The 21,138-nt window shown below is 41.6% G+C and carries 21 protein-coding genes; 11 read left to right on the plus strand and 10 right to left on the minus strand.

The annotated features are described in order from the left end of the window. Positions 1-140: 140 nt before the first annotated feature. From KZA12_RS04335 to hemL, 3 genes are all read right to left on the minus strand, one after another. Positions 141-944: an acetyl-CoA carboxylase carboxyltransferase subunit alpha gene (locus KZA12_RS04335; protein ID WP_201621651.1), complete on the minus strand. Its 804-nt coding sequence runs from the start codon at positions 942-944 to the stop codon at positions 141-143. A 218-nt stretch (positions 945-1,162) separates the two neighbouring features. Beyond that, a complete protein-coding gene (gene ppx / locus KZA12_RS04340) occupies positions 1,163-2,710 on the minus strand; it encodes an exopolyphosphatase (protein WP_218689425.1) in 1,548 nt (515 codons plus the stop codon). A 429-nt stretch (positions 2,711-3,139) separates the two neighbouring features. Next, positions 3,140-4,441: a glutamate-1-semialdehyde 2,1-aminomutase gene (gene hemL / locus KZA12_RS04345; RefSeq protein WP_218689344.1), complete on the minus strand. Its 1,302-nt coding sequence runs from the start codon at positions 4,439-4,441 to the stop codon at positions 3,140-3,142. Positions 4,442-4,803: 362 nt separating this feature from the next. On the opposite strand from hemL, the gene KZA12_RS04350 reads away from it, so the two are divergent. Further along, positions 4,804-5,193, plus strand: coding sequence for a hypothetical protein (locus KZA12_RS04350; RefSeq protein ID WP_218689345.1), 390 nt, complete (start codon positions 4,804-4,806; stop codon positions 5,191-5,193). Here the strand turns inward: KZA12_RS04350 and KZA12_RS04355 are convergent. Then, complete coding sequence (locus KZA12_RS04355; RefSeq protein WP_218689346.1) at positions 5,190-5,543, minus strand: zinc ribbon domain-containing protein YjdM; 354 nt, start codon at positions 5,541-5,543, stop codon at positions 5,190-5,192. The genes KZA12_RS04350 and KZA12_RS04355 overlap by 4 nt on opposite strands. A gap of 267 nt (positions 5,544-5,810) precedes the next feature. Between KZA12_RS04355 and KZA12_RS04360 the strand changes: the two genes are divergently transcribed. Further along, entirely contained in the window at positions 5,811-6,563 is a 753-nt protein-coding gene (locus KZA12_RS04360; protein ID WP_218689347.1) for a folate-binding protein YgfZ, read from the plus strand. A gap of 44 nt (positions 6,564-6,607) precedes the next feature. Further along, a complete protein-coding gene (locus tag KZA12_RS04365) occupies positions 6,608-7,939 on the plus strand; it encodes a D-amino acid dehydrogenase (protein ID WP_218689348.1) in 1,332 nt (443 codons plus the stop codon). A 42-nt stretch (positions 7,940-7,981) separates the two neighbouring features. Here KZA12_RS04365 and KZA12_RS04370 read toward each other — a convergent pair whose 3' ends face one another. Next, on the minus strand, positions 7,982-10,213 hold the full coding sequence (locus KZA12_RS04370) for a molybdopterin oxidoreductase family protein (RefSeq protein ID WP_218689349.1): 2,232 nt from the start codon (positions 10,211-10,213) through the stop codon (positions 7,982-7,984). Positions 10,214-10,725: 512 nt separating this feature from the next. On the opposite strand from KZA12_RS04370, the gene KZA12_RS04375 reads away from it, so the two are divergent. Next, a complete protein-coding gene (locus KZA12_RS04375; protein WP_201621643.1) occupies positions 10,726-10,929 on the plus strand; it encodes a CsbD family protein in 204 nt (67 codons plus the stop codon). 586 nt (positions 10,930-11,515) lie between these two features. Here KZA12_RS04375 and KZA12_RS04380 read toward each other — a convergent pair. Beyond that, entirely contained in the window at positions 11,516-12,226 is a 711-nt protein-coding gene (locus KZA12_RS04380) for a ZIP family metal transporter (RefSeq protein ID WP_256932819.1), read from the minus strand. Between the two features lie 374 nt (positions 12,227-12,600). Here KZA12_RS04380 and KZA12_RS04385 point away from each other — a divergent pair, with 374 nt between their 5' ends. The 3 genes from KZA12_RS04385 (at position 12,601) to KZA12_RS04395 (ending at position 14,553) form a co-directional block, all read left to right on the plus strand. Beyond that, the gene (locus tag KZA12_RS04385) at positions 12,601-13,200 is read left to right on the plus strand and encodes a PepSY domain-containing protein (RefSeq protein ID WP_218689350.1); all 600 of its coding nucleotides are present in this window, start codon (positions 12,601-12,603) and stop codon (positions 13,198-13,200) included. Positions 13,201-13,559: 359 nt separating this feature from the next. Then, positions 13,560-14,027: a hypothetical protein gene (locus KZA12_RS04390; RefSeq protein ID WP_218689351.1), complete on the plus strand. Its 468-nt coding sequence runs from the start codon at positions 13,560-13,562 to the stop codon at positions 14,025-14,027. A gap of 151 nt (positions 14,028-14,178) precedes the next feature. Continuing rightward, complete coding sequence (locus tag KZA12_RS04395) at positions 14,179-14,553, plus strand: hypothetical protein (RefSeq protein ID WP_218689352.1); 375 nt, start codon at positions 14,179-14,181, stop codon at positions 14,551-14,553. 153 nt (positions 14,554-14,706) lie between these two features. Here KZA12_RS04395 and KZA12_RS04400 read toward each other — a convergent pair whose 3' ends face one another. Next, on the minus strand, positions 14,707-15,018 hold the full coding sequence (locus tag KZA12_RS04400; protein ID WP_218689353.1) for an NGG1p interacting factor NIF3: 312 nt from the start codon (positions 15,016-15,018) through the stop codon (positions 14,707-14,709). Positions 15,019-15,306: 288 nt separating this feature from the next. Beyond that, positions 15,307-15,969: a DNA-3-methyladenine glycosylase gene (locus KZA12_RS04405; RefSeq protein ID WP_218689354.1), complete on the minus strand. Its 663-nt coding sequence runs from the start codon at positions 15,967-15,969 to the stop codon at positions 15,307-15,309. Between the two features lie 395 nt (positions 15,970-16,364). On the opposite strand from KZA12_RS04405, the gene KZA12_RS04410 reads away from it, so the two are divergent. The 4 genes from KZA12_RS04410 (at position 16,365) to KZA12_RS04425 (ending at position 19,880) form a co-directional block, all read left to right on the plus strand. Continuing rightward, complete coding sequence (locus KZA12_RS04410; RefSeq protein ID WP_218689355.1) at positions 16,365-17,357, plus strand: DUF1852 domain-containing protein; 993 nt, start codon at positions 16,365-16,367, stop codon at positions 17,355-17,357. Positions 17,358-17,410: 53 nt separating this feature from the next. Continuing rightward, positions 17,411-18,439 (plus strand): methionine synthase, encoded by a 1,029-nt coding sequence (locus tag KZA12_RS04415; protein ID WP_218689356.1) that lies wholly within the window; start codon positions 17,411-17,413, stop codon positions 18,437-18,439. 56 nt (positions 18,440-18,495) lie between these two features. After that, a complete protein-coding gene (locus tag KZA12_RS04420) occupies positions 18,496-18,987 on the plus strand; it encodes a flavin reductase (RefSeq protein ID WP_201621935.1) in 492 nt (163 codons plus the stop codon). Positions 18,988-19,079: 92 nt separating this feature from the next. Next, positions 19,080-19,880 carry a sulfite exporter TauE/SafE family protein gene (locus tag KZA12_RS04425; protein WP_201621635.1) on the plus strand — a complete coding sequence of 267 codons (801 nt, stop codon included), beginning with the start codon at positions 19,080-19,082 and terminating at the stop codon, positions 19,878-19,880. A gap of 141 nt (positions 19,881-20,021) precedes the next feature. Here KZA12_RS04425 and purC read toward each other — a convergent pair whose 3' ends face one another. Together purC and KZA12_RS04435 are read right to left on the minus strand one after the other, a co-directional pair. Continuing rightward, on the minus strand, positions 20,022-20,735 hold the full coding sequence (purC, locus tag KZA12_RS04430) for a phosphoribosylaminoimidazolesuccinocarboxamide synthase (RefSeq protein WP_218689357.1): 714 nt from the start codon (positions 20,733-20,735) through the stop codon (positions 20,022-20,024). Positions 20,736-20,789: 54 nt separating this feature from the next. Beyond that, a complete protein-coding gene (locus tag KZA12_RS04435; protein WP_256932821.1) occupies positions 20,790-21,104 on the minus strand; it encodes a hypothetical protein in 315 nt (104 codons plus the stop codon). Positions 21,105-21,138: the final 34 nt, after the last annotated feature.

The following is a 21,138-nucleotide window of genomic DNA, read 5'->3' on the forward strand; positions in this document are numbered from 1 at the left end:
ATGTCTAGTTAAAGGTGTCTATTAAGGTGTCTATGGATGAATATTCAACCAGTCTAATTATAAGCTAAAAATCAGCTACAAAAAAACGTGCTACTAAGGAGCACGTTAATGATTGTTCGATGGTTAAGCTTTAAAGCACGTTAAGCTGGTAGCATAACTTCTGAGTTAAAGGTTTTTAGCTTTTCATAACGCAGTTCAGTACGAGTATCAGCATCCATTGCTTGCAGCTCTTCTAACTGCTCAAGTAGCAATGATTTAAGGGCTTTCATCACTGGCTGGGGTTGTAAATGTGCGCCTTCTCCTTCATCGATGACGGCATCAATCAAGCCCATTTGATACAAGTTAATAGCATTTAATTTTAGTGCTTCACTAGCATCTTGCGCTTTTTCAGCGGTTTTCCACAGAATAGCTGCACAGCCTTCAGGAGAGATAACTGAATAGATGCTGTTTTGTAGCATATTCACTTTATCGCCGACACCTATAGCTAGCGCACCACCTGAACCCCCTTCACCGACGATAGTAACGATAATTGGTACTTTTAAACTGGAGAATACAGCGATACTTTCAGCGATTGCTTGGGCTTGTCCACGCTCTTCAGCACCAATGCCAGGATAAGCTCCTTGTGTATCAACAAAGGTCATAACCGGCAAGTTAAAGCGCTCGGCCATTTTGACTAAGCGAATAACTTTGCGATAGCCTTCAGGATTGGCCATGCCGAAATTGTGGGCAATACGCTCACGAGTACTACGACCACGATGTTGACCGATGACCATTACCGGCTTGCCATCCAAGCGTGCTAAGCCACCAATAATAGCTTTATCATCAGCAAAGGCGCGATCACCATGCAATGTATCAAACTCAGTAAATAGCTGATTAACATAGTCCATAAATAATGGACGCTTGGCATGTCGTGCTATCTGAACGCTATCCCAGACGGTACTCATAGACTTATCCTTTTAGTCATTTTATAGTGTATTGTTTTATACAAGTTCTCAGTTATTGTGTATTTGAGTATAACCAAAGTACATCTGTAAACTCAACAAAACTATATTAGCACAGTTGCACTAAGTATAAAATTTACAAATAATTAAATAATAATTATCTTGTTGGGACTAATAACCACTCGCTTAGCATTGCCTAGTATATTTTTAGCAGTCAGTACTTATTCGGCTTGCGCTTGCGCTTGCGCTTCAATCACCGTAAGTTTGATGCCCCACTTAGCAAATTGCTCAATCTCAGCTTCGAGATCAGAGAATAAAAACGCATAGTGTTTTTTGTCAGTGCTGACGGTAATTTGCCAGCAATTAGTATCGGTAACTACTAAATGCATATCAGGGAGCTCATATTCACTACGACTATGATGAGCCAACACTGCAAGTCTGAGCAATAAACACAAATAGATCAGCTGATTGCCGCCAATAAGACAAATTTGCTCGAGCATATCGCTTTTTAGTTTGCGTCTGTGGCTGAGCATTAACTGCGACATACGTTTTTGATCGACTTGTGAGAATCCAGGAATGTCTGAGTTTTCGAGTAGATAAGCGCTGTGCCGATGATAGTTGTTATGACTGATCGCTAAGCCAATTTCATGCAGATAGGCCGCTCGTCTTAACAAATCAGCATCATCACTCGTCAACTGCAACTCATCTTTGACTTGTTTAAATAGATGACGACTGGTTCTGACCACTTGTCGAGCTTGCTTTTTATCTACTGAATAGCGTTTATTGAGCGCCAGCACACTGCGGTCACGTACATCCTCACTAGCAAAACGTCCGAGCATGTCATACATCACTCCTTCACGTAATGCCCCATCAGAGTAGGCAATAGTATCGATACCTAGCACTTTCATAGCCGCACGTAATACTGCTACGCCTGCTGGAAAGACTGCTTTTCGATGGTCTTTAACCCCTTCGAGCTCAATGTCATTGACATCACCGATAGTGATTAGCAGATCTTCTAGCTTTCTGACGCCTTTATAAGTGATACGCTCTTGTTCATCAGACCAGCCTTTAGATACCAACACATTACGCACTGCTTTTATGGTACCACTAGAACCAATAACACTATTCCAACCAGTCTTCTGATATTGACCATTGATAGCCAGCATCTCTTTACGCGCGGCGGCAATAGCATTAGCAAAAGCTTTTTCAGTGATTTGACCATCAGCAAAGAACTTTTTGGTAAAAGCCACACAACCCATTTGTAAACTTTCAGTCAATAACGGCTCAAAGCCTTTACCGATAATAAACTCTGTAGAGCCACCACCGATATCCATTACTAAGCGCTTATCGCTACTAGCATTCGTATGCGAGACCCCTAAATGAATGAGTCGGGCCTCTTCACGTCCAGCGATAATCTCGATAGGTTTTGGCAAGATCGCATTAGCACGCTTGATAAAGTCCTCAGCGTTTTTGGCTTGGCGCAAGGCGTTAGTAGCGACAATACGAATACGCTCTGGCGGTACTGAGTCCAAACGCGCGACAAAACGGCTCAGACATTCAAGACCACGGCGTTCAGCTGCTGCGTTTAAGATATTGTTCTCATCCAAACCGGCAGCCAATTGCACCTTTTCAGACATAGAAGTTACTTTGCGTACTTCGCCATGATCTAAGCGAGCTATCGCTAAATGAAAACTATTCGAACCAATATCAATGGCGGCCATCAGTTCATTATCGGCAAGCGGTTGATTTGCAACAGATATATTGAGCATAGGAGAGTTTGTGACCCTGTATGATGGGTGAGGTAATTGCTGAGGTTTGAGCATAGTAGCTTTTACATGTTTTGCATATTCTAGATAGCTACAAATACGGATAGAAATACAGATAGATTTTGCCATTAAAGCATTTATGCTAAACCCTGACAAGTAACAGGCGCTAGTTATTATATACTGACTGGCAGACTAATAAAAATCGCCTATGCAGTCGCTAATATTTACTGCTATTACCCTACAACCTTTAGTCGCTTTTGCCAGGTTAATATAAGATAAAGAACAATGGCTTAGACAGCTGATTTTATAGAGACATTTACAACGAATAGAATGATTTTAGCATTAGCCTGATCTGAGTAAAAAAAACCAACGTAGCACTAATAATCAGTCGCTATGTTGGCCTTTTTTAAGGATTAACGCTCAAGTCAAAAACTAACCTTTAGCCATTTCTGCAAATATCTCATCAGCTGCTCTGATAGAAGCCTCTAAGTCTTCAGTACTATGCTTGATCGACATAAAGCCTGCTTCATAGGCAGAAGGCGCTAAGTAGATACCACGCTCTAGCATGCCGTGGAAGAACGTATTAAAGTGCTCCATATTACATTCAGTCACTTCATCGAAGTTAAGCGGCGTTGCAGTAGCGCTGTCTTTGACGAAGAACATGCCAAACATACCACCGAGCTTATTAGTACGCAGATGGATACCATGTTTGTCAGCAGCAGCTTGCATACCATCTACTAAGTGCACCACTTTCGCTGACAGCTCATCGTAGAAGCCAGCTACTGTTAAGTCCTCAAACATCGCAATACCAGCACGCATCGCTAGTGGATTACCTGATAAGGTACCGGCTTGATAGACGCCGCCCATTGGCGCAATGCATTCCATAATTTCACGCTTGCCGCCAAAAGCACCAACTGGCAAGCCGGCGCCAATAATCTTCCCGAAACAAGTTAGATCAGGCTGGATATTATAGTGGGCTTGCGCGCCACCAAGGCCTACTCGAAAGCCAGTCATTACTTCATCGAATACTAGTACCGCACCATGTTCAGTACACTGCTCACGCAAAGTGTAATGAAACTGTTGATCAGGGATAATCATGTTCATATTGCCGGCGATAGGCTCAACAATCACACAAGCAATAGTATCGCCCCACTTCTCAAAACAATCTTTGATCGCTTGTGGATTATTGTATGGCAAGGTAATAGTATGCTTGGCAAAGTCTGCTGGCACCCCTTTTGAAGTCGGCTCACCAATATCGAGCATGCCTGAACCAGCTTTAACTAACAAACTGTCCGAATGACCGTGATAACAGCCCTCAAACTTGACGATATTGTCACGACCAGTAAAGCCCCGTGCTAGGCGAATCGCACTCATAGTCGCTTCAGTACCAGAGCTAGTCATTCTTATCATCTCGACACTAGGCACGATGTCACAAATCTTATCGGCAACAGTAGTCTCAAATGGCGTTGGCGTACCGAAACTTAAACCATCTTCGGCGGCTTTTTTTACCGCATCGATAACTTTTGGATGCGCATGGCCTAAGATCATGGGTCCCCAAGAGCCGACATAATCAATGTAAGCATTATCTTCAGTGTCATAGATCTTGCTACCGTTAGCGCGGTGCATAAATACTGGAGTGCCACCGACACCAGCAAAGGCTCGCACTGGCGAGTTTACGCCACCAGGAATATGTTTACGAGCTTGGGCGAAAAGCTGTTCGTTTTTAGTACTCATGACTATTATCCTTATTGCCTTTAATTATGGTGTTAACGGTTTATAGCGGTAAATTACTATGCATTTTAAGAGCTCCTCTCCAGTTATTCAATACGACTTACGTTGGTCATATAAAATCAAGAGACGGCGCTATATCTTTATTATTGTAAGCTATCAATTCTAAAATATCGGCATCGATAAGCTTTAAAAACGTCCTATCCATAGGCCATTTATTATCAACCTCACAGGGAGTTGTTGGTATTTATTTAATATTGGCTTTATTTTAGCTCGGTGCTTTTTGCTAAGTTATTTTTGCTAATAGATAGCAAGATAGTCTATAGTCAGTTGACGTAATAAACTTTTGTTTATAATGGAGTCAAGAGATGATAAACCTTACAACTAATCAAGCTATAGACAACGCAAGCCCTGCACCGATGAATAATCAAGAAGCTATCAAGATGATTGAAGCGCTTATCGACGGTATAAATCCCCTGTCTGATGAACCTTTAGCTAGTAATAGCTTATGCCTAAATAGTGATATACAACGTGCTTTGCACGCTACTATTCCAGCGCTTGAGAATATGATCAAAGCCGATCTACGTAGAGCGAATCTGCCTGTCAACGCCGGTCAGCCTTGGACTGAAGAACAAGACAAGCAGCTAGCGGACGCTTTTGACAACGGTGATGCTATTACTACCTTAGTAGCACAACATCAACGCACTAGAGGTTCGATCAATTCAAGGCTTATCAAGTTAGGCAAGATTACCCCTTAAGCCTTTTTAACTACTGATGACTTAAGTTTCATCGGGCCATAGCCATCAAGTTTACAGTCGATATCGTGACCGTCTGTAGCATCAGGCAACAGACGAATACTTTTTGCTTTAGTACCGACTTTGATCACTGTTGACGAGCCTTTTACTTTTAGGTCTTTGATTACCGTGACTGCATCGCCATCTTTTAACTCATTACCGACCGCATCACGGATAACTGCATCTTGCTCATCAGCTGGTACTGCATAGGTTTCAGCCGCTGACCACTCATGGGCACACATTGGGCATACTAATAGTGCACCGTCTTCATAAGTATATTCAGCAGCGCATTTTGGGCAATTTGGTAAACTCATAACATCCTCGTTTGCCGTTCAGATCGGCTATATTTTAGAGTCTTCATTGTAGCTCAACTCGCTATCTTTGACCAATCACTGCGCTTGTAAAACCGCTACTGAACCCTATTTAGTTCTTAACTATAGTGTTTTTTATGGCGCTGGTTTTTGTGGTACTCTTTTGAGTGCTAATTTGACAACCTTACTGCAACGATTACTCCATAATAATTGTATTTTTTATAACATGACTTTTTCGATAATTTAACTCTCAAAATTAGGATAATAACAATGAGTGACCTTAGTAACCAGCCAAAACTACCAGCCTTTAACCAACTGACTATCAAGGGTGAAGACGCAGAAAAATTCCTGCAAGGTCAACTAACTTGTGATGTGACTAAGCTCGGTCTTAGCTATCAAGCTGCCGCTATCGGCAACCTAAAAGGCCGTATTGAGTTTGGGATATGGATCAAAAAACAAGCCGAAAAGCATTACGATGTAGTAATTAGTGCCGATTGTGCCGAGTCTTTAGCTGCGCATCTAAAAAAATACGGTGCGTTCTCCAAGTTTGAGACTAGCACTCCTGTCGATATCTACCCTTGCGTCCTCGATGATGAGCCAACTTTTAGTCATCAGGAGACTCATAATACAGTAGAGAATGTTAGCGCTTGGATGCAGTGTAGTATTGCCACTGGTAATTATTGGATAGTAGCCGCCACTCAAGGCGAGTTCCAACCACAAGAGTTGCGCCTACATCAGCGCGGCGGTATGGACTATGATAAAGGCTGTTATTTAGGGCAAGAAGTTATCGCTCGTATCTACTTTAAGTCAGCTCCCAAAGCATTTTTACACTATGTAAAAGGTATAGGCGACGCCCCAGCAGCTGGTGAAAAGCTAGGGAAAGTACAAGTAGTCAATGCTATCCCCTGCGTAGATGGTTTTATCGCCTTAGTAGTTGCCCGTCCAGAACAGTTGGTGGAGAATGAATTAACCATTCTTGACTTACCGCCTATTCTACAAGCAGACGTCGCCCGCCCCAAATAACACGGGTTGTACTAATAGTAGAGCCACTATAGAGAATTTTAGCTATGACACATATCGCGGTACTCGGAGCTGGCGTAGTAGGGGTGACTACTGCTTGGTATCTACAAAAAGCTGGCTATAAAGTCACTGTTATCGAGCGTGAATCAGCAGCAGCTATGCAGACCTCATTTGCTAATGGTGGGCAGATATCGGTATCACATGCCACGCCATGGGCTAACCCTAGAGCACCAATGCAAGCGCTGAAGTCACTGTTCTCTGAGGATTCACCGCTATTGTATCGGCTGCGCGCTGATAAAGATCAGTTAAAGTGGGCTATGCAGTTTTTGCAGGAGTGTGGTGCCGATAGGGCCGATGATAATCTAGTACAGATGGTGCGCTTAGGATTGTATTCGCGGGCAACACTGCAACAGTTACGCCGCAACACTGACATCGAATACGAGCAGCAAACGCGTGGCATTATGCATTTTTATACTAGCCAAGCTGAATTCGACGCTGCTATTGCACCGACTGAACGCATGCAGGAGCTAGGCTGTGAGCGGCATTTTATTGATATTAATAATGCGGCCAGTCTTGAGCCTGCGCTCTACCCTATCGCCCATAAGCTGGTTGGCGCCACTTATACTAGTCGTGATGAATCTGGTAATGCTCATCTTTTTACTCAGCGCTTGGCCGCCCGCTGTTTGGAAGCTGGCGTTACCTTTCTCTATAATACTGACATTCTGGCATTAAATAGTGACGCGCACTCTAGTCGTCCTCATATTCACAGTATTACTATCCGTCCTAAAGGTGAAAATGCTCAAACCTTTAGTGCCGATAGTCATGTCATAGCTTTGGGCTGTTATAGTGTGGCTTTGCTGAAACCTCTAGCGGTTCATCTGCCTATTTTTCCTGCCAAAGGTTACTCCGCCACTTATCAAGTCAATCCACGAGCACCACATTTAGCGCCTTTTGTTAGTTTGATTGATGATGAGTATAAGCTGGTTATGTCGCGGCTTGGTGACAAGCTGCGTGTCGCCGGAACCGCAGAGTTTAACGGCTATAACATGGAATTAAATAGCGTGCGTTGTGCAGCTATAACTGAACGAGTACGTTATCTGTTTCCTAAAGGAATTATCGCTAATTCTGCGCAATACTGGACTGGGCTACGGCCGATGACTCCATCGAACGTGCCGCTGATTGGGCGGGCACATTGTGGGCAAGTTCGCCATGGCAGTCAGAATGAACCCGCTACTTTTGATAATTTATGGCTTAATACTGGTCATGGTAGCCTTGGCTGGACTCACGCTTGTGGCTCGGCCAAAGCTATTAGCTTATTGATGCAAGGCGAAACCCCAGCCGTTAAGTTTGATTTTATCGGTATAAAAAAGGCGCTATAAGTCAGCGCCCTTATTAATTAAAGCAATAACGTGCAAGTACCTTTAGCTGGCAATACTAGTGCCTGATTGCTGTTGCTCAGTAGCTAATGAGGTAAAACTTTGTCCCTCAATAGCTGCCGGCTCAATGCTTTGTGGCTCAACGGCTTCTAGCTGCACAGGCACACCATTTACCGCCGCATTACCACTTAATTGATCGATCAAAGTATCATCAGTGAGATCGTTGACACTAACCCCGGCATGCGCTTGCGCGATCCTTTGTATGACGCCTTTGCGACTATGACCGAAGCCATGGGGAATGCTAACTACGCCTGGCATCAGCTCATTAGTCACTTCGGCGCTGAGCACCACGCTACCTACCCTAGAAGTCACTTTTACTAATTGTCCATCCTCGATACCTTGTTGAGCAGCCGTCTGAGGGTGCAACATTAAAGTACAGCGTGACTTACCTTTTACTAGTCGATAACTATTGTGCAGCCATGAGTTATTACTACGTACATGGCGACGGCCTATCAATAATATTTGCCCCGCATCATACTGCTGCCTCATAGTCTGTACCCGCTCTAAATCCGCTAGATAAAAGTCAACGTTAAGAGCAATCCGCTTATCTTTATGCTTTAAAGCTTGGGGCAACATACTTTGCATAACCCCTAGATCGATACCATGCGGGTTTTTAAGAAGCTTCTTTAAAGTGAGGCCTTCATAAGGCCCACGTTTTAGACCTTGATCAAGTAAGAACTTTGGTCCTAAAGCCGATATTAGCGAGCGCTCAATCTTAGTTTTGATAGGGGCTTTTTTATCTAAGCGTTTTGCTAGTTCTAGATAGATCTGCCAGTCATGCTTAGCATTACTGTGCTTAGCAAATAATGCTGGTGAATATTTAGCGACGTTATGCACGGCAAAATTATTAAAGGTAACGTCATAATGCTCACGCTCAAGTGGTGATACTGGCGGTAAGATGATATTGGCATGGCGGCTAGTTTCATTGACGTAGTAATCTATTGCTACCATAAACTCTAACTGCCCTAAAGCCTTATCTAGCTTTGCACCATTAGGTGTACTCAATACTGGATTACCAGCAACGCTAATAAAGGCTTTTAGCTGTCCGTGACCTTCTACTAGCATCTCATCGCTCATAGCAGCAACTGGATACTCACCATTAAAGTCCGGCAAGTTGCTCACTCGACTATGGCGCTTACCTAAATAGCCAGGGCCTGTGTTATTTACTACATCGACTGCTGGATTAGGAAACATCAGGCCGCCCACTTGATCTAAACGACCAGTGACTATATTGATCAGCATAATCAAATACTGACATAACAAGCCGAACTCCTGTACAGAGACCCCCATACGACCATAACAAACCGAGCTTTTAGCTTCACAAAACTCCTTTACTAAGCGCTTTATTTCAGTAGCTTCAATACCAGTAATCCTAGCCACTGACTCTGCGCTGTAGTCTTGAGCAAACGTCGCTATGCGCTCAATCTCTGGCGCTAAGGCAGCAGCTTTATTAGTGCTGGCGGGTACTTTATTAGCATAGCCTTGCAAATAGATTTCGTTAAGCATCGCTAATAGCAATAACACATCCGTCGCTGGCCGAATAAAGTGATGCTCGCTGGCCATAGTTGCGGTCTCAGTACGCCTTGGATCAATCACCACTACTTTGCCATCACGAGCTTTGATATCTTTTAACTTTTGCCGCATATTCGGCGCGGACATAATACTGCCGTTAGAGGCCAGCGGATTGCCCCCTATGATCAGCATATACTGAGTTCGATTGACATCAGGTACTGGGATACGCAGCATGTGACCAAACATATGCATACTGACAACATGATGGGGCAGCTGATCGATAGAAGTAGCTGAAAACCGACTGCGAGTTTTTACACTGTTCAACAGATGCTTGACGGTTAGCATGCCACCCATATTGTGTACGTTTGGATTACCCAAATAGATACCAACAGCGTTCTGACCATATTTTTTTTGTACTGACTCGATACCTGCGGCTACTTGATCTAGCGCCTTGGGCCAGCTAATTGGCTTCCAGCCATCGGCCGTTCTCTGAACAGGTTGGCGCAAGCGATCAGGGTCTTCATGCAAATCCTGTAGCGCTGTAGCTTTGGGACAGATGTAACCCTCAGAAAAGGGATCATTGCTATCGCCTTTAATCGACAATACTTTTTTGCCATCATGCTTAATTTCGATGCCACACATCGCTTCGCACAAAGTGCAAGTTCTAAAATGCGTTTGTTCGCTAACTATCGTTGATTTAGGCATAGTCATGCTTCCTATTCATTATTATCGGCTGGCCTTGATTAGCTAGCATTTTCAAGCAGATACGTCCCTTTTGCGCTCTTTAATTCTTTAATTGCCCTTTAAGGCTATAGCTATTTAGCTATTAAGTCTATTGGCAACTTTGTACTGAAAGTATCATTCATTAGCATTGATTGTAACTAACTGTCAAAAACCAGCCAACTGACTGAGCATAAGCTAATAGATCCTATTCATGAGCTTAAAAAATCATAGCCACACTTACTTGTTGCAGCAATAAGTCCTATTAGGAACAACACAAGTTATATATCATCAACATAACTGAGCCTATAATTGCTGTTAAGCAACACTATAAACACTGGTTATACAGACAAGGTAATATTCGACCTTTATATTAGTTATTAACAGTTAGCCTCTAAATAGGGTGATTATTCATAATTACTAATTATAATAATTACCGAATTAGCTAGTTGGATTAATAGCACTAACGATTAATAATTAAAACAAGGAATAAAATAATGAACGAACATACTTTGAAAGGCGAATGGAACCAAATTAAAGGTAATGTTAAGCAGAAGTGGGCTGACCTAACCGATGACGACTTATTACATATTGAAGGTAGCCGTGACAAGCTAGTAGGTAGTGTACAAGAGCGTTATGGTCATACAAAAGATGCTGCAGAGCGTGAAGTAGATGATTGGCGTAGCGAACACAAGTACTAATATATCTAACTACCGATATATATACGTACTGATAAATAGTAATAGAACGCTGAGCTAAAGTAGCTTCTGTTACTAATATAAAAACTGCATTATTTTATGATGCAGTTTTTTTTATTATAAGCTATTAATCAATTATAGCTAGGTTATAGCATAGTGCTATTCACTACTGCTTAGCTTAAAGTTAAAATATCTTTATTTTAAGCCAGACACGATAAAACCGCATAACAAATTAATGTTATGCGGTTTTATCGTTAACTATCCATGTTACCTATCACCATTTTTATGACTGCATCCTTGCAGAATAAAAATATAAGGCAATAGCTGAGCTTCCTGCTCGTTTGTTGCAACTGCTGTCAGCAATTATCTGCTACCAGCATAGGTCATGTGTCCTTGCTTCAATTACTATTATCATCCTGATGCTAGTAACTGAATCATTGTCCTTAACACGGTAAACTCAATCCTTGAGTCACACTCCCTGATGCCGTGTATCTATAGTGCCTAATTGTTTCTCTATTGTTAAGTCGCATTAACGTCATTGCTTGTAAGCATATGCTTACAAAAATTCTAAACCATCACGATTATTGCTCTAGATAAGCATCTCACCTACCACGCCTATTAAGAATCCCAAGGTTGCACCCAGCGAAGTGAGATAATTATTATCTAACTTACTTTCAGGAATAATGTCTTGAATAAGCAAATATAAAATACCACCACTAGCGAAGATCATCAGATGAGCGGTCAAATTTGGATAAGGGCTTAATAAAAAATGGCCAATTAATGCAGACAGGATACCGAAAAAGCTTAGCAAGAAGAAAATAGCCAAAGTCTTTTTGACACTGAAGCCACTTTTTACTAAGTCACGAAACGAATTAAAAGCCTCAGGCAAATTTTGTAAGCCGATAAACACCGCTAACAGCAAGGCCATTTGTGGCTCAATAGCGAATACTGCACCCAAAGCAATAGACTCAGGAACGAAGTCCATTATCATCGCCAGTAACGTGGCCTGCTGACCACCCGAATTCGCTAAGCGCTTATCAATCAGCATAAATAATAGGGCCCCTGCTGAGAACGATCCTATCACGCCCCATATGCTCAGCTCTTCCATGCCTTTAGGTACTAACACTAGAGCTAACGCCGACAATATTATTCCCGCACCAAAAGACATTAGCGTGTGCACAATCTGGAATTTTGCTGGACTGTCTTTTATGTGGTGATCAAATAGGTTAGCTAACAGGCCCCCTATAAATACGGTTGCTCCGGCAAAGCCTGAAAAAAGAATAAGTTGTAGCAGCATCATTGACCTCTATTTTGTATTCACTAGCTTCTATTTTGATAAGCTAAATAATATTAGGCTATCTCTTTAGCAAACTCGTTTGGATATTTTTAATTTTGAATCGCCTAAAAAACAGTCTCTGCCAGCATCGTATCGGTGCTGTGGTCGAATTGTCAACGCGCGCTAGCCTTTTTTCCTTGTTATTACGGCCAAATCAGTTAGCGACAAAGCAGCCGTTTGGCAAGGGCCATTCACTAAATGCTTGGCATTATTACGCAAGGCCTCGTATTAATTACAACTCGTTAACTTTTAAGACATCTACCCTCAAGTTTTGCGGACTACCATAGCTATGTAAGAAAATATTTCAAAGCACCTGCTAATTATAATAAGAGAGAACCATGATAAAAGCTAAAACTTTGCAAAATGTACTAGCAACAAGCCTTAGTATCGCCCTTTTGAGTACTGCTATCGGTGGTAGCGCTATAGCCAGTAACCACTATGAAAGCAACCGTGGTCAACAAGTCTACCGCGATGGTAATTTTGGTCAAATCAGTAACCGCTTGCGTCAAGACTTGCGTAGTGCTGGCTATTACGTCATGGATATTCAGCCCGATGGCAATAATAGAATTAATGTTTATGCCAAAAAAGATAACCGACCATATGAGCTTGTCTATAATTATCCCGGTCTAAAGTTAATAAGCTCTAAGCAAAAAGCTTGGTCTAATGTTTGGCAGAATAATAATAATAATCACAACGGTAGTAACTATAAAAATAACAATGATCTTGAGACCAAAATAAAAAACGAAACACGTTATCCAGCTACCAAGCAACGAGCTATTAGAAAAATTACCGATATGGGCTATAAAGTCAAAGATATTGATATCGATGAGCAAAACAATCGCGGAGTGTTTGAAATTGATGCTAAACGTGGTGGGCAGGACTACGAAATAATACTCAGCTATCCTGATCTGAACGTAATCAAAATAGAAAAAGACTGATTTGATCTAGCTCTATCTTAATAAGCTTAACTGGCTAAGCTCAGCAGCGGCTGTTATCGAAGTTTTGGCATCGTTTTAGTATTGATGCCTTTGGTCAAATAAGCCCATCTGCGGTCTTATTTGGCCGTTTTTTGTAATATTGCCATAGCCTAATTTAAATATCATCACTAGCAGTATTGTAAATTTATCTCTGTTTAGTGAGAGTCACTTTGTCGCCTTTTTCCCCTTGATACCTTAGTTGTTCAAAACTTATTCAAAGTAACTGCGCAACGCCTAAACAGTGGCTTCAATACTATTGATTTAACCTACTATTGATTTAACTTACTATTGATTTAACCTCTAGGGTCGGAAACTTCATCATGAAAATCTTATCTCATTTCTCATTAAAGCATGTCATATCAGCTGGTCTTACTCTCGCTATATTAGGTACTGCTGTTGGTTGTACGGTTGTCGAACCCGGCTACAACAATCAGCCGGTATATCGCGGCAATAATAACTATCAAGATCGTAGCTTTAATAGCTTGAGTCAGCAGTTACGCCAAGATTTACGCCGAAACGGTTATCAGGTTATGGATATTAGGCCAGATAACTATCGTGGCAATCAGGCGATCTTGGTCCATGCTAAAAAGAATAACCAAGCTTATGAGTTACGCTATAGCTACCCTAATTTAAAGCTGATCAACTCAAGTAAAATAAACTGGTCTAATAACAGACGAGATAATGACTACCAAAGAAATAATAATCACAATAATAATAGATATAACAACAGAGACAATTATAAAAACAAAGCTCAGCACAGAAACAACAATCGTTATGACCATAGATAATATTAGTAACACTCTGGCAATGACTAAAGTGCATGGGACATTCATACCTATACTCTAGTCATTGCCATCATCTGTTGTAATCAAATATCCTGCGATAAAACCCCGTTCGATTAAACTTCATACGATAAAAAAATAATAAGGACACTCCATAATGAACGCTAAGCCTCTATTGAAAAGCGTTGCTGCTAGTAGCGTTATCGCTGCTTTATTAACAGTTACTACCGGTTGCGTTACCGAACCTGGTGGCTATAATGCTTATGGAGATATTTACCAAGATATCTATAAAGATACTGACTTGTATAAAAAACATAAGAAGACTATCGAAACAATCGATAAAGAGATCTATCGCCCTGGTATTGAGCAACGTGCCGCTAATATAGTCAGCAACATGGGCTATCGAGTCAAAGACGTTAACTATAAACAAGGTGACCGTACTATTAAAGTCAAAGCTGAGCGTGGTAATAAGGATTATAAAATCGAGCTGGGCTACCCTAATTATAATGTAATTAAGATTAAAGAAGATTAGTAGCTAGATATATTTAGCCAGCCCTACTGCCTTGTTAGGTACCTGTTTATACTAATGATACAAAAAGTCGGAAAAGTCGTTTATTGACTTGTTCGGCTTTTTTAATGCTATTTTTTATAGCGGCTATCTTGGCAATAATAAATAATACTGCCATTAAAAATCTAATACTTGTAGCACATCATATGCGGGAGTCTCATAAGGATGAGTCTTTTTTAACGCTTGGATAACCTTAATAATAGCCAGCTTCTGTACTACCATCTCCACTCGCCATTCGCTAACGCTCTCTAGGCTATCATGACTACCAATATGCGGTGTACTGCCAGCTAGGGGCATAAATTGACCACTGCCTTGCACTTGCCAGCAGCACTGCTCATAATCGCCAATCTTACCAGCACCAGCAGCAAACAGCGCCGACTTGACTTGCTCTAGCGCCTCATCTGGGATAAAAACCGTTAGCTTATACATAGATAGTCTCCTAAGCTTGTCCTACGATATAGTGTTAATAAGTAGCGCTGACTAAAATGCGTTATACAAACTACCGTCAACCCCACCCTTGAAACTATAAGTATTTAGAAAAATCAGTATTTAAAAAGATAAGTATTTAAAAAAGTAAGTTTTAAAAAACAAGCATTTAGAAAATAAGCATTTAAGACTAATCATTTAAGCAATAAAAATCACTAAGACCGTACCAGCTCACTTTGTAAAGCTACCAAATAGATCTGTCAATTCCTACAGGCCTTACTTATTAGGCTTTTACTTTTTAGATAAAGACCGATGATCGGTCCATACATAGCGCAATAGCCAGTCTTTAGCCTCGCCTGCATAGTCAATACCTATCCGTGGTCGCAGTGATACTGGTGGCTGACAACCGTCCTCCTCTACCCAAAGCTCTGAGTTAGGACTGATAATTTTGCCATAAAGAGTACGGTCAATCTGCAAACCCTTAGTTAGCTTACCTGGCCCTGCCAGCTGTTTGATATGAGTGAGCTGCTTGTCAGCACTAAGCTGCTGCTCGTCGACTAACCGATCACTGTCAGCACTCAAAAACCCAGCCCTTATCAGTACTGATTCTGCAGAGTCAGCAGGCCCAGTGATCAAGTTGAGCATATTATGTATCCCATAAGTCAGGTAGACATACAATAGGCCACCTTGGCGATACATGATTTCAGATTTTTCTTTGCCCTTTGCCACATGGGCTTGTACTGACCCATCAGCATCGCCTATATAAGCCTCAGTCTCAGAGATACGCATACGCAGAACCTTATGCTGACCATCACTATCTGTTAACTGACGGCATAACACCTTACCTACTAAGTCAGCAGCGACCACACAAGTTGGTCGAGCAAACCATGCTGGTAGTAATACCGATGCTTGAGAAGCTATTTCTTTAGTAGCGGCTGATTTGCAAGCTGACATCAATAAGACCTTTTTATTATTTGGTAGAGGCTAACGGCTTATAAATTGTAAATTATAATGTAGCACAGAAAAATAACGCGCAAGTGCTGACAATGTTCGCCCTGTGTTTAAACGATGTTTTGTATGTGCCTTACACTGCGGCAAGATAGACCTCCCTTCTCCTGCTAAGAAGTTATTATTAAGGCCTTTAAACTATTTTATAGATTCGACTTCCTATCAAATGATCAGTCAAAACTTCCGCTATCTAATCCTGCTTAACAGCAAAAAGTTACTAAGATGAATTTTACTCAGCTTTAATTTAAATTAAGTCGTTTTTATTCATGTATTCACTGAGGTATGATCTATCTCATACAGAAACTTGGTTTTATCTCAGATAATTAGGGTAGCGAATCGCCATGAGTACAGAATTTAAATGTTCAATTAAAAAAATTAGTTTCGATGAAAACTATCAACCAGCCGATAGCACACGTCTGACCACTAACTTTGCAAATCTGGCTCGTGGTGAGCATCGTCAAGAAAACTTACGCAAAACGTTAACTATGATAAATAATCGTTTTAACGCTTTAGCGCATTGGGATAATCCAACAGCAGATCGTTATTCTGTGGAAGTTGAAATTATTTCTGCCCATATGGATATTGCTGGTGATGGTAATACCTTCCCTGTCATCGAGACTTTGAAAACAACGATTGTTGACCATAAGCATAACAAGCGTATCGATGGTATGATTGGTAATAGTTTTTCCTCTTATGTGCGCGATTATGACTTTAGCGTATTGCTGTTAGAACATAGCAATAAAAAATCAGCATCACCAACCCCAGAGCATTTCGGTGATTTACATGGCAAACTGTTTCAGTATTTATTGAACTCAGAAGCCTACCAAGCCAGCTTTAATAAAAAACCAGTGATCTGCCTCAGTGTATCAACCAGCAAAACCTATAATCGCACTACTAATCAGCATCCGGTATTAGGGGTTGAATACAGACAAGATGACTATTCGTTGACCGATGAGTATTTCCACAAGATGGGCTTAACCGTGCGTTATTTTATGCCTGCCGGTAGTGCGGCCCCTTTAGCATTTTATTTTGCTGGGGACTTGTTGAGCGATTACACTGATCTTGAGCTGATTAGTGCTATCAGTACTATGGAAACTTTCCAAAAAATCTATCGACCTGAAATTTACAATGCCAACTCTACAGCAGGTCAAGTGTATCAACCTAGTTTGAAGTACCAAGATTATTCACTGACGCAAATCGTATATGACCGTGAAGAGCGTAGCCAGATGGCGGTTAAGCAAGGTAAATTTACTGAAGAACAGTTTATCAAACCCTACTTAGCTATTCTTGAGCAATGGGCTGCAAACTATAGTGTTAAAAAATACGCGGCTTAACTAAGCGCAATTCAGCCAAAATAATAAAGATTTAAATATAAAAGTGGATTAACATGAAACTATTATTACCGACGTCAACTGCTGGCAGCCTACCGAAACCTTCTTGGCTGGCAGAACCGGAGAAAATCTGGTCACCTTGGGCTTTGGAAGGTGAGCAATTACTTGAAGCCAAACAAGATGCTCTACGAGTATCATTGCAGGAACAACTGCATGCAGGCATTGATATTGTTAGTGATGGCGAGCAGACCCGTCAGCATTTTGTCACCACTTTTATCGAACATCTTGATGGTGTAGATTTTCAACAGCGCAAGACGGTACGAATTCGTAATCGCTATGATGCCAGTGTGCCTTCCGTTGTCGGTGCTGTCAGCCGTCAAAAGCCTGTTTTTGTTGAAGACGCTAAGTTTTTACGTCAGCAAACCAAACAACCTATTAAATGGGCGCTACCTGGTCCGATGACGATGATCGATACGCTGTATGATGGTCATTACAAAAGCCGAGAAAAATTAGCTTGGGAATTTGCTAAAATTCTCAATCAAGAAGCTAGAGAATTAGAGGCAGCTGGGGTTGATATTATTCAATTCGATGAGCCTGCTTTTAATGTGTTCTTCGATGACGTGAATGACTGGGGTGTTGCTACTTTAGAGCGGGCACTTGAAGGTCTAAAGTGTGAAACAGCTGTGCATATTTGCTACGGTTATGGCATCAAAGCCAACACTGATTGGAAAAAGACTCTAGGTTCAGAGTGGCGCCAATATGAGCAAGCGTTTCCCAAATTACAACAGTCTAAGGTCGACATTATCTCACTCGAATGTCAAAACTCACAAGTACCAATGGATTTGCTGGAATTAATCCGTGGTAAAAAAGTGATGGTCGGGGCTATTGATGTGGCCACCAATAACATTGAGACCCCTGAAGAAGTTGCCAGTACTCTGCGAAAAGCACTACAATTCGTTGATGCTGATAAGCTCTATCCTTCAACCAATTGCGGTATGGCACCTTTGTCTCGTCAAGTTGCTCGAGGTAAGCTGAAGGCTTTAAGTGCTGGTGCAGAAATAATTCGTCAAGAACTGACGGCCTAAACGCCCTCTACAGACCAGCTATAGTCAAATTTAGGATTGCAGTAATGATTAAAGATGTGATTGAAGCAACCGAGTTTAGAAACGCCATGTCTTCATTGACGACTGCGGTCAGTGTTGTCACTACCCAAGGCCCATCGGGTGTATACGGCTTTACTGCCTCTGCGGTATGTAGTGTCACAGACACCCCGCCAACTTTGCTGGTCTGTATGAATCATACCTCACGGTCACATGGTCATTTCGTTGAAAATAAAATTCTAACGGTCAACGTGCTAGGTACACAGCATGAACAGCTATCCAATACATTTGCCTCTAAATTAAGTGTCGATGACCGGTTTAAAGAGGGGTCTTGGACTGAGCTAGCAACAGGTGCTCCTGTTTTAGAAGATGCGTTGGTAAGTTTTGATTGTGAGATTGAGCAAATTCAGCAAGTTGGCACTCATAGTATTTTTATCTGTCGAGTTGTCGCCATTAAACAAAGTCAACAAGATGAAAGTTTGGTTTATTTTAATCGTGCTTATCATCAAGTTGGACAAGTGCAATTCTCTTAAGTCAGCACTTAAATCAGTACTTAAGTCAATTGTCTAGCTATTATCAAATTGCTATTAAACTATTCACCCTCAAACTATGAAGTAACTATCCCGTGGAATTAATCATTTTTTTAGCAATAGGTGCTCTGGCAGGATTTGCAGCAGGGCTATTTGGCGTAGGTGGTGGAACCATCATCGTGCCTTTGTTATATATCGTCTTTTCCCAAATGGGTTACAGTGCTGACACTATTATGCATTTGGCTCTAGGCACCTCATTGGCGACTATCGTTGTCACCTCTATCAGCTCCTTAATGGCGCATAATAAAAAGGGCGCTGTTATCTGGCCAGTATTTAAAAATCTGGCACCAGGCATGGCGCTCGGCTGTTTTTTAGGGGCAGGTATTGCCGGATGGCTCTCTGGAGTTCATCTGCAACTGATTGTAGGGCTATTTTTGCTGTGGGTAGCATTTACTATGTTTACTGGTAGCAAAAAGATTATTGATGCTAATAAAGTACTGCCTTCCACGCCTATGCAATTAACTGCAGGCGCTGTTATAGGAATAGCTTCTGCAATTTTTGGTATAGGTGGTGGCAGCTTGACCGTTCCTTATCTCACTCGTTACGGCGTGGTGATGCAAAAAGCGGTTGGTACTTCAGCGGCATGCGGCCTTCCCATCGCTATAGCTGGCGCTTTAGGCTTTATGATTTTTGGTATGCAGGCCCAAGTCAATGTTCCTAATACTATTGGCTTTGTACATATTTATGCCTTTTTAGGTATTGGTAGCATGAGCTTTTTCACTGCCAAGATTGGTGCAAAAGTGGCTCATATGCTATCCCCACAACTACTAAAAAAATGTTTTGCCGTATTATTACTCATTGTGGGCTGTTTTTTCCTTTATAAAGGATTGATTTGAGCCTTGCACATCTAAACTGCAAGTCTCAGCAACTAAGCCTAATTACCGACTAGAATATGTTGCTAATAAAACCTTAAAAAAAACTGAGCACAAGGCTCAGTTTTTTATTGTGTTAATTATGATAATTAGCTGAATAAATTCTTAGCTTAAAGGGACACCGATACGCTTAGCGACTTCTTCATAGCCTTCAATGACATCACCAAGTGACTGACGGAAGCGGTCTTTATCTAGTTTTTTCTTAGTAACTTTATCCCAAATGCGGCAACCATCTGGCGAGAACTCATCACCTAACACGATACGGTCGTGAAAGACGCCAAACTCTAGTTTGAAATCAACTAGTATCAAATCACCAGCATCAAACAAAGCGGTTAATACTTGATTCACTTGATGGCTTAACTGTTTCATTTTTGCTAATTGAGCGTCAGTTGCCCAGCCAAGAGAGATAGAAATCGACTCATTAACCATCGGATCACCAAGGCCATCGTCTTTATAGAACAGCTCATAAGTAGGCGGCGTAAGCTCTTGGCCTTCTTCTAGACCTAAACGACGTACCAGACTACCAGCAGCAAAGTTACGGACTACACACTCAACAGGAATCATCTCCAAACGCTTGACCAACACTTCGTCGTCAGACAGCTGCTCTTCAAAATGAGTTTCGATACCAGCATCAGCCAGTTTTTGCATAATAAAAGCGTTAAAACGGTTGTTGACTACGCCTTTGCGTGCTAACTGTTCGATACGTTTACCATCAAGCGCTGAGGTATCGTCACGGAAGTGTAAAATCAGCAGATCATTGTCTTCGGTTTCATAAACAGATTTAGCTTTACCTTTATACAGCAGTTTTTGTCTTTGCATTACAAGTATCCTTTTCACTTAAGCTGGCATAATAAACAATGATAGTGGTGGCGGCTACTGATTAGCAGTAGGCACGGCACGCTCAGGTTTTGGTAATTGGTATTGTTTACCGGCATCATTCTGTAAAGTCAAAGTATTAGCACCGACATTTGGCGTGGGATATAAAGGCACAAAAGGCGCAGTTTGTTGATCAGCAGGCAATTGTAATGGGGTAAGCTTTTGGCTTTTTTGATACTCTAAGCTACCGTTATCACGTTTACCAATAAAGTCTTTTGTGGCTTGGCAGCCAGTCAAAACTAAGGTGCTGCCCATAACTACTGTCAGCATGATAGGAAGCATTTTGCGGGTGGCGAATGATGTTTTCATCATAATATCTCTATATTATCCTACGGAGTTAGCTGCC

The sequence above is a fragment of the Psychrobacter sp. BF1 genome (assembly GCF_019279065.1).
Taxonomy (GTDB): domain Bacteria; phylum Pseudomonadota; class Gammaproteobacteria; order Pseudomonadales; family Moraxellaceae; genus Psychrobacter; species Psychrobacter urativorans.

Excerpts from the sequence above, each read along its gene's own strand:
- KZA12_RS04335 (WP_201621651.1), bottom strand. The coding sequence starts at position 944 with ATGAGTACCGTCTGGGATAGCGTTCAGATAGCACGACATGCCAAGCGT.
- ppx (WP_218689425.1), bottom strand. The coding sequence starts at position 2,710 with ATGCTCAATATATCTGTTGCAAATCAACCGCTTGCCGATAATGAACTG.
- hemL (WP_218689344.1), bottom strand. The coding sequence starts at position 4,441 with ATGAGTACTAAAAACGAACAGCTTTTCGCCCAAGCTCGTAAACATATT.
- KZA12_RS04350 (WP_218689345.1), top strand. The coding sequence starts at position 4,804 with ATGATAAACCTTACAACTAATCAAGCTATAGACAACGCAAGCCCTGCA.
- KZA12_RS04355 (WP_218689346.1), bottom strand. The coding sequence starts at position 5,543 with ATGAGTTTACCAAATTGCCCAAAATGCGCTGCTGAATATACTTATGAA.
- KZA12_RS04360 (WP_218689347.1), top strand. The coding sequence starts at position 5,811 with ATGAGTGACCTTAGTAACCAGCCAAAACTACCAGCCTTTAACCAACTG.
- KZA12_RS04365 (WP_218689348.1), top strand. The coding sequence starts at position 6,608 with ATGACACATATCGCGGTACTCGGAGCTGGCGTAGTAGGGGTGACTACT.
- KZA12_RS04370 (WP_218689349.1), bottom strand. The coding sequence starts at position 10,213 with ATGCCTAAATCAACGATAGTTAGCGAACAAACGCATTTTAGAACTTGC.
- KZA12_RS04375 (WP_201621643.1), top strand. The coding sequence starts at position 10,726 with ATGAACGAACATACTTTGAAAGGCGAATGGAACCAAATTAAAGGTAAT.
- KZA12_RS04380 (WP_256932819.1), bottom strand. The coding sequence starts at position 12,226 with ATGATGCTGCTACAACTTATTCTTTTTTCAGGCTTTGCCGGAGCAACC.
- KZA12_RS04385 (WP_218689350.1), top strand. The coding sequence starts at position 12,601 with ATGATAAAAGCTAAAACTTTGCAAAATGTACTAGCAACAAGCCTTAGT.
- KZA12_RS04390 (WP_218689351.1), top strand. The coding sequence starts at position 13,560 with ATGAAAATCTTATCTCATTTCTCATTAAAGCATGTCATATCAGCTGGT.
- KZA12_RS04395 (WP_218689352.1), top strand. The coding sequence starts at position 14,179 with ATGAACGCTAAGCCTCTATTGAAAAGCGTTGCTGCTAGTAGCGTTATC.
- KZA12_RS04400 (WP_218689353.1), bottom strand. The coding sequence starts at position 15,018 with ATGTATAAGCTAACGGTTTTTATCCCAGATGAGGCGCTAGAGCAAGTC.
- KZA12_RS04405 (WP_218689354.1), bottom strand. The coding sequence starts at position 15,969 with ATGTCAGCTTGCAAATCAGCCGCTACTAAAGAAATAGCTTCTCAAGCA.
- KZA12_RS04410 (WP_218689355.1), top strand. The coding sequence starts at position 16,365 with ATGAGTACAGAATTTAAATGTTCAATTAAAAAAATTAGTTTCGATGAA.
- KZA12_RS04415 (WP_218689356.1), top strand. The coding sequence starts at position 17,411 with ATGAAACTATTATTACCGACGTCAACTGCTGGCAGCCTACCGAAACCT.
- purC (WP_218689357.1), bottom strand. The coding sequence starts at position 20,735 with ATGCAAAGACAAAAACTGCTGTATAAAGGTAAAGCTAAATCTGTTTAT.
- KZA12_RS04435 (WP_256932821.1), bottom strand. The coding sequence starts at position 21,104 with ATGATGAAAACATCATTCGCCACCCGCAAAATGCTTCCTATCATGCTG.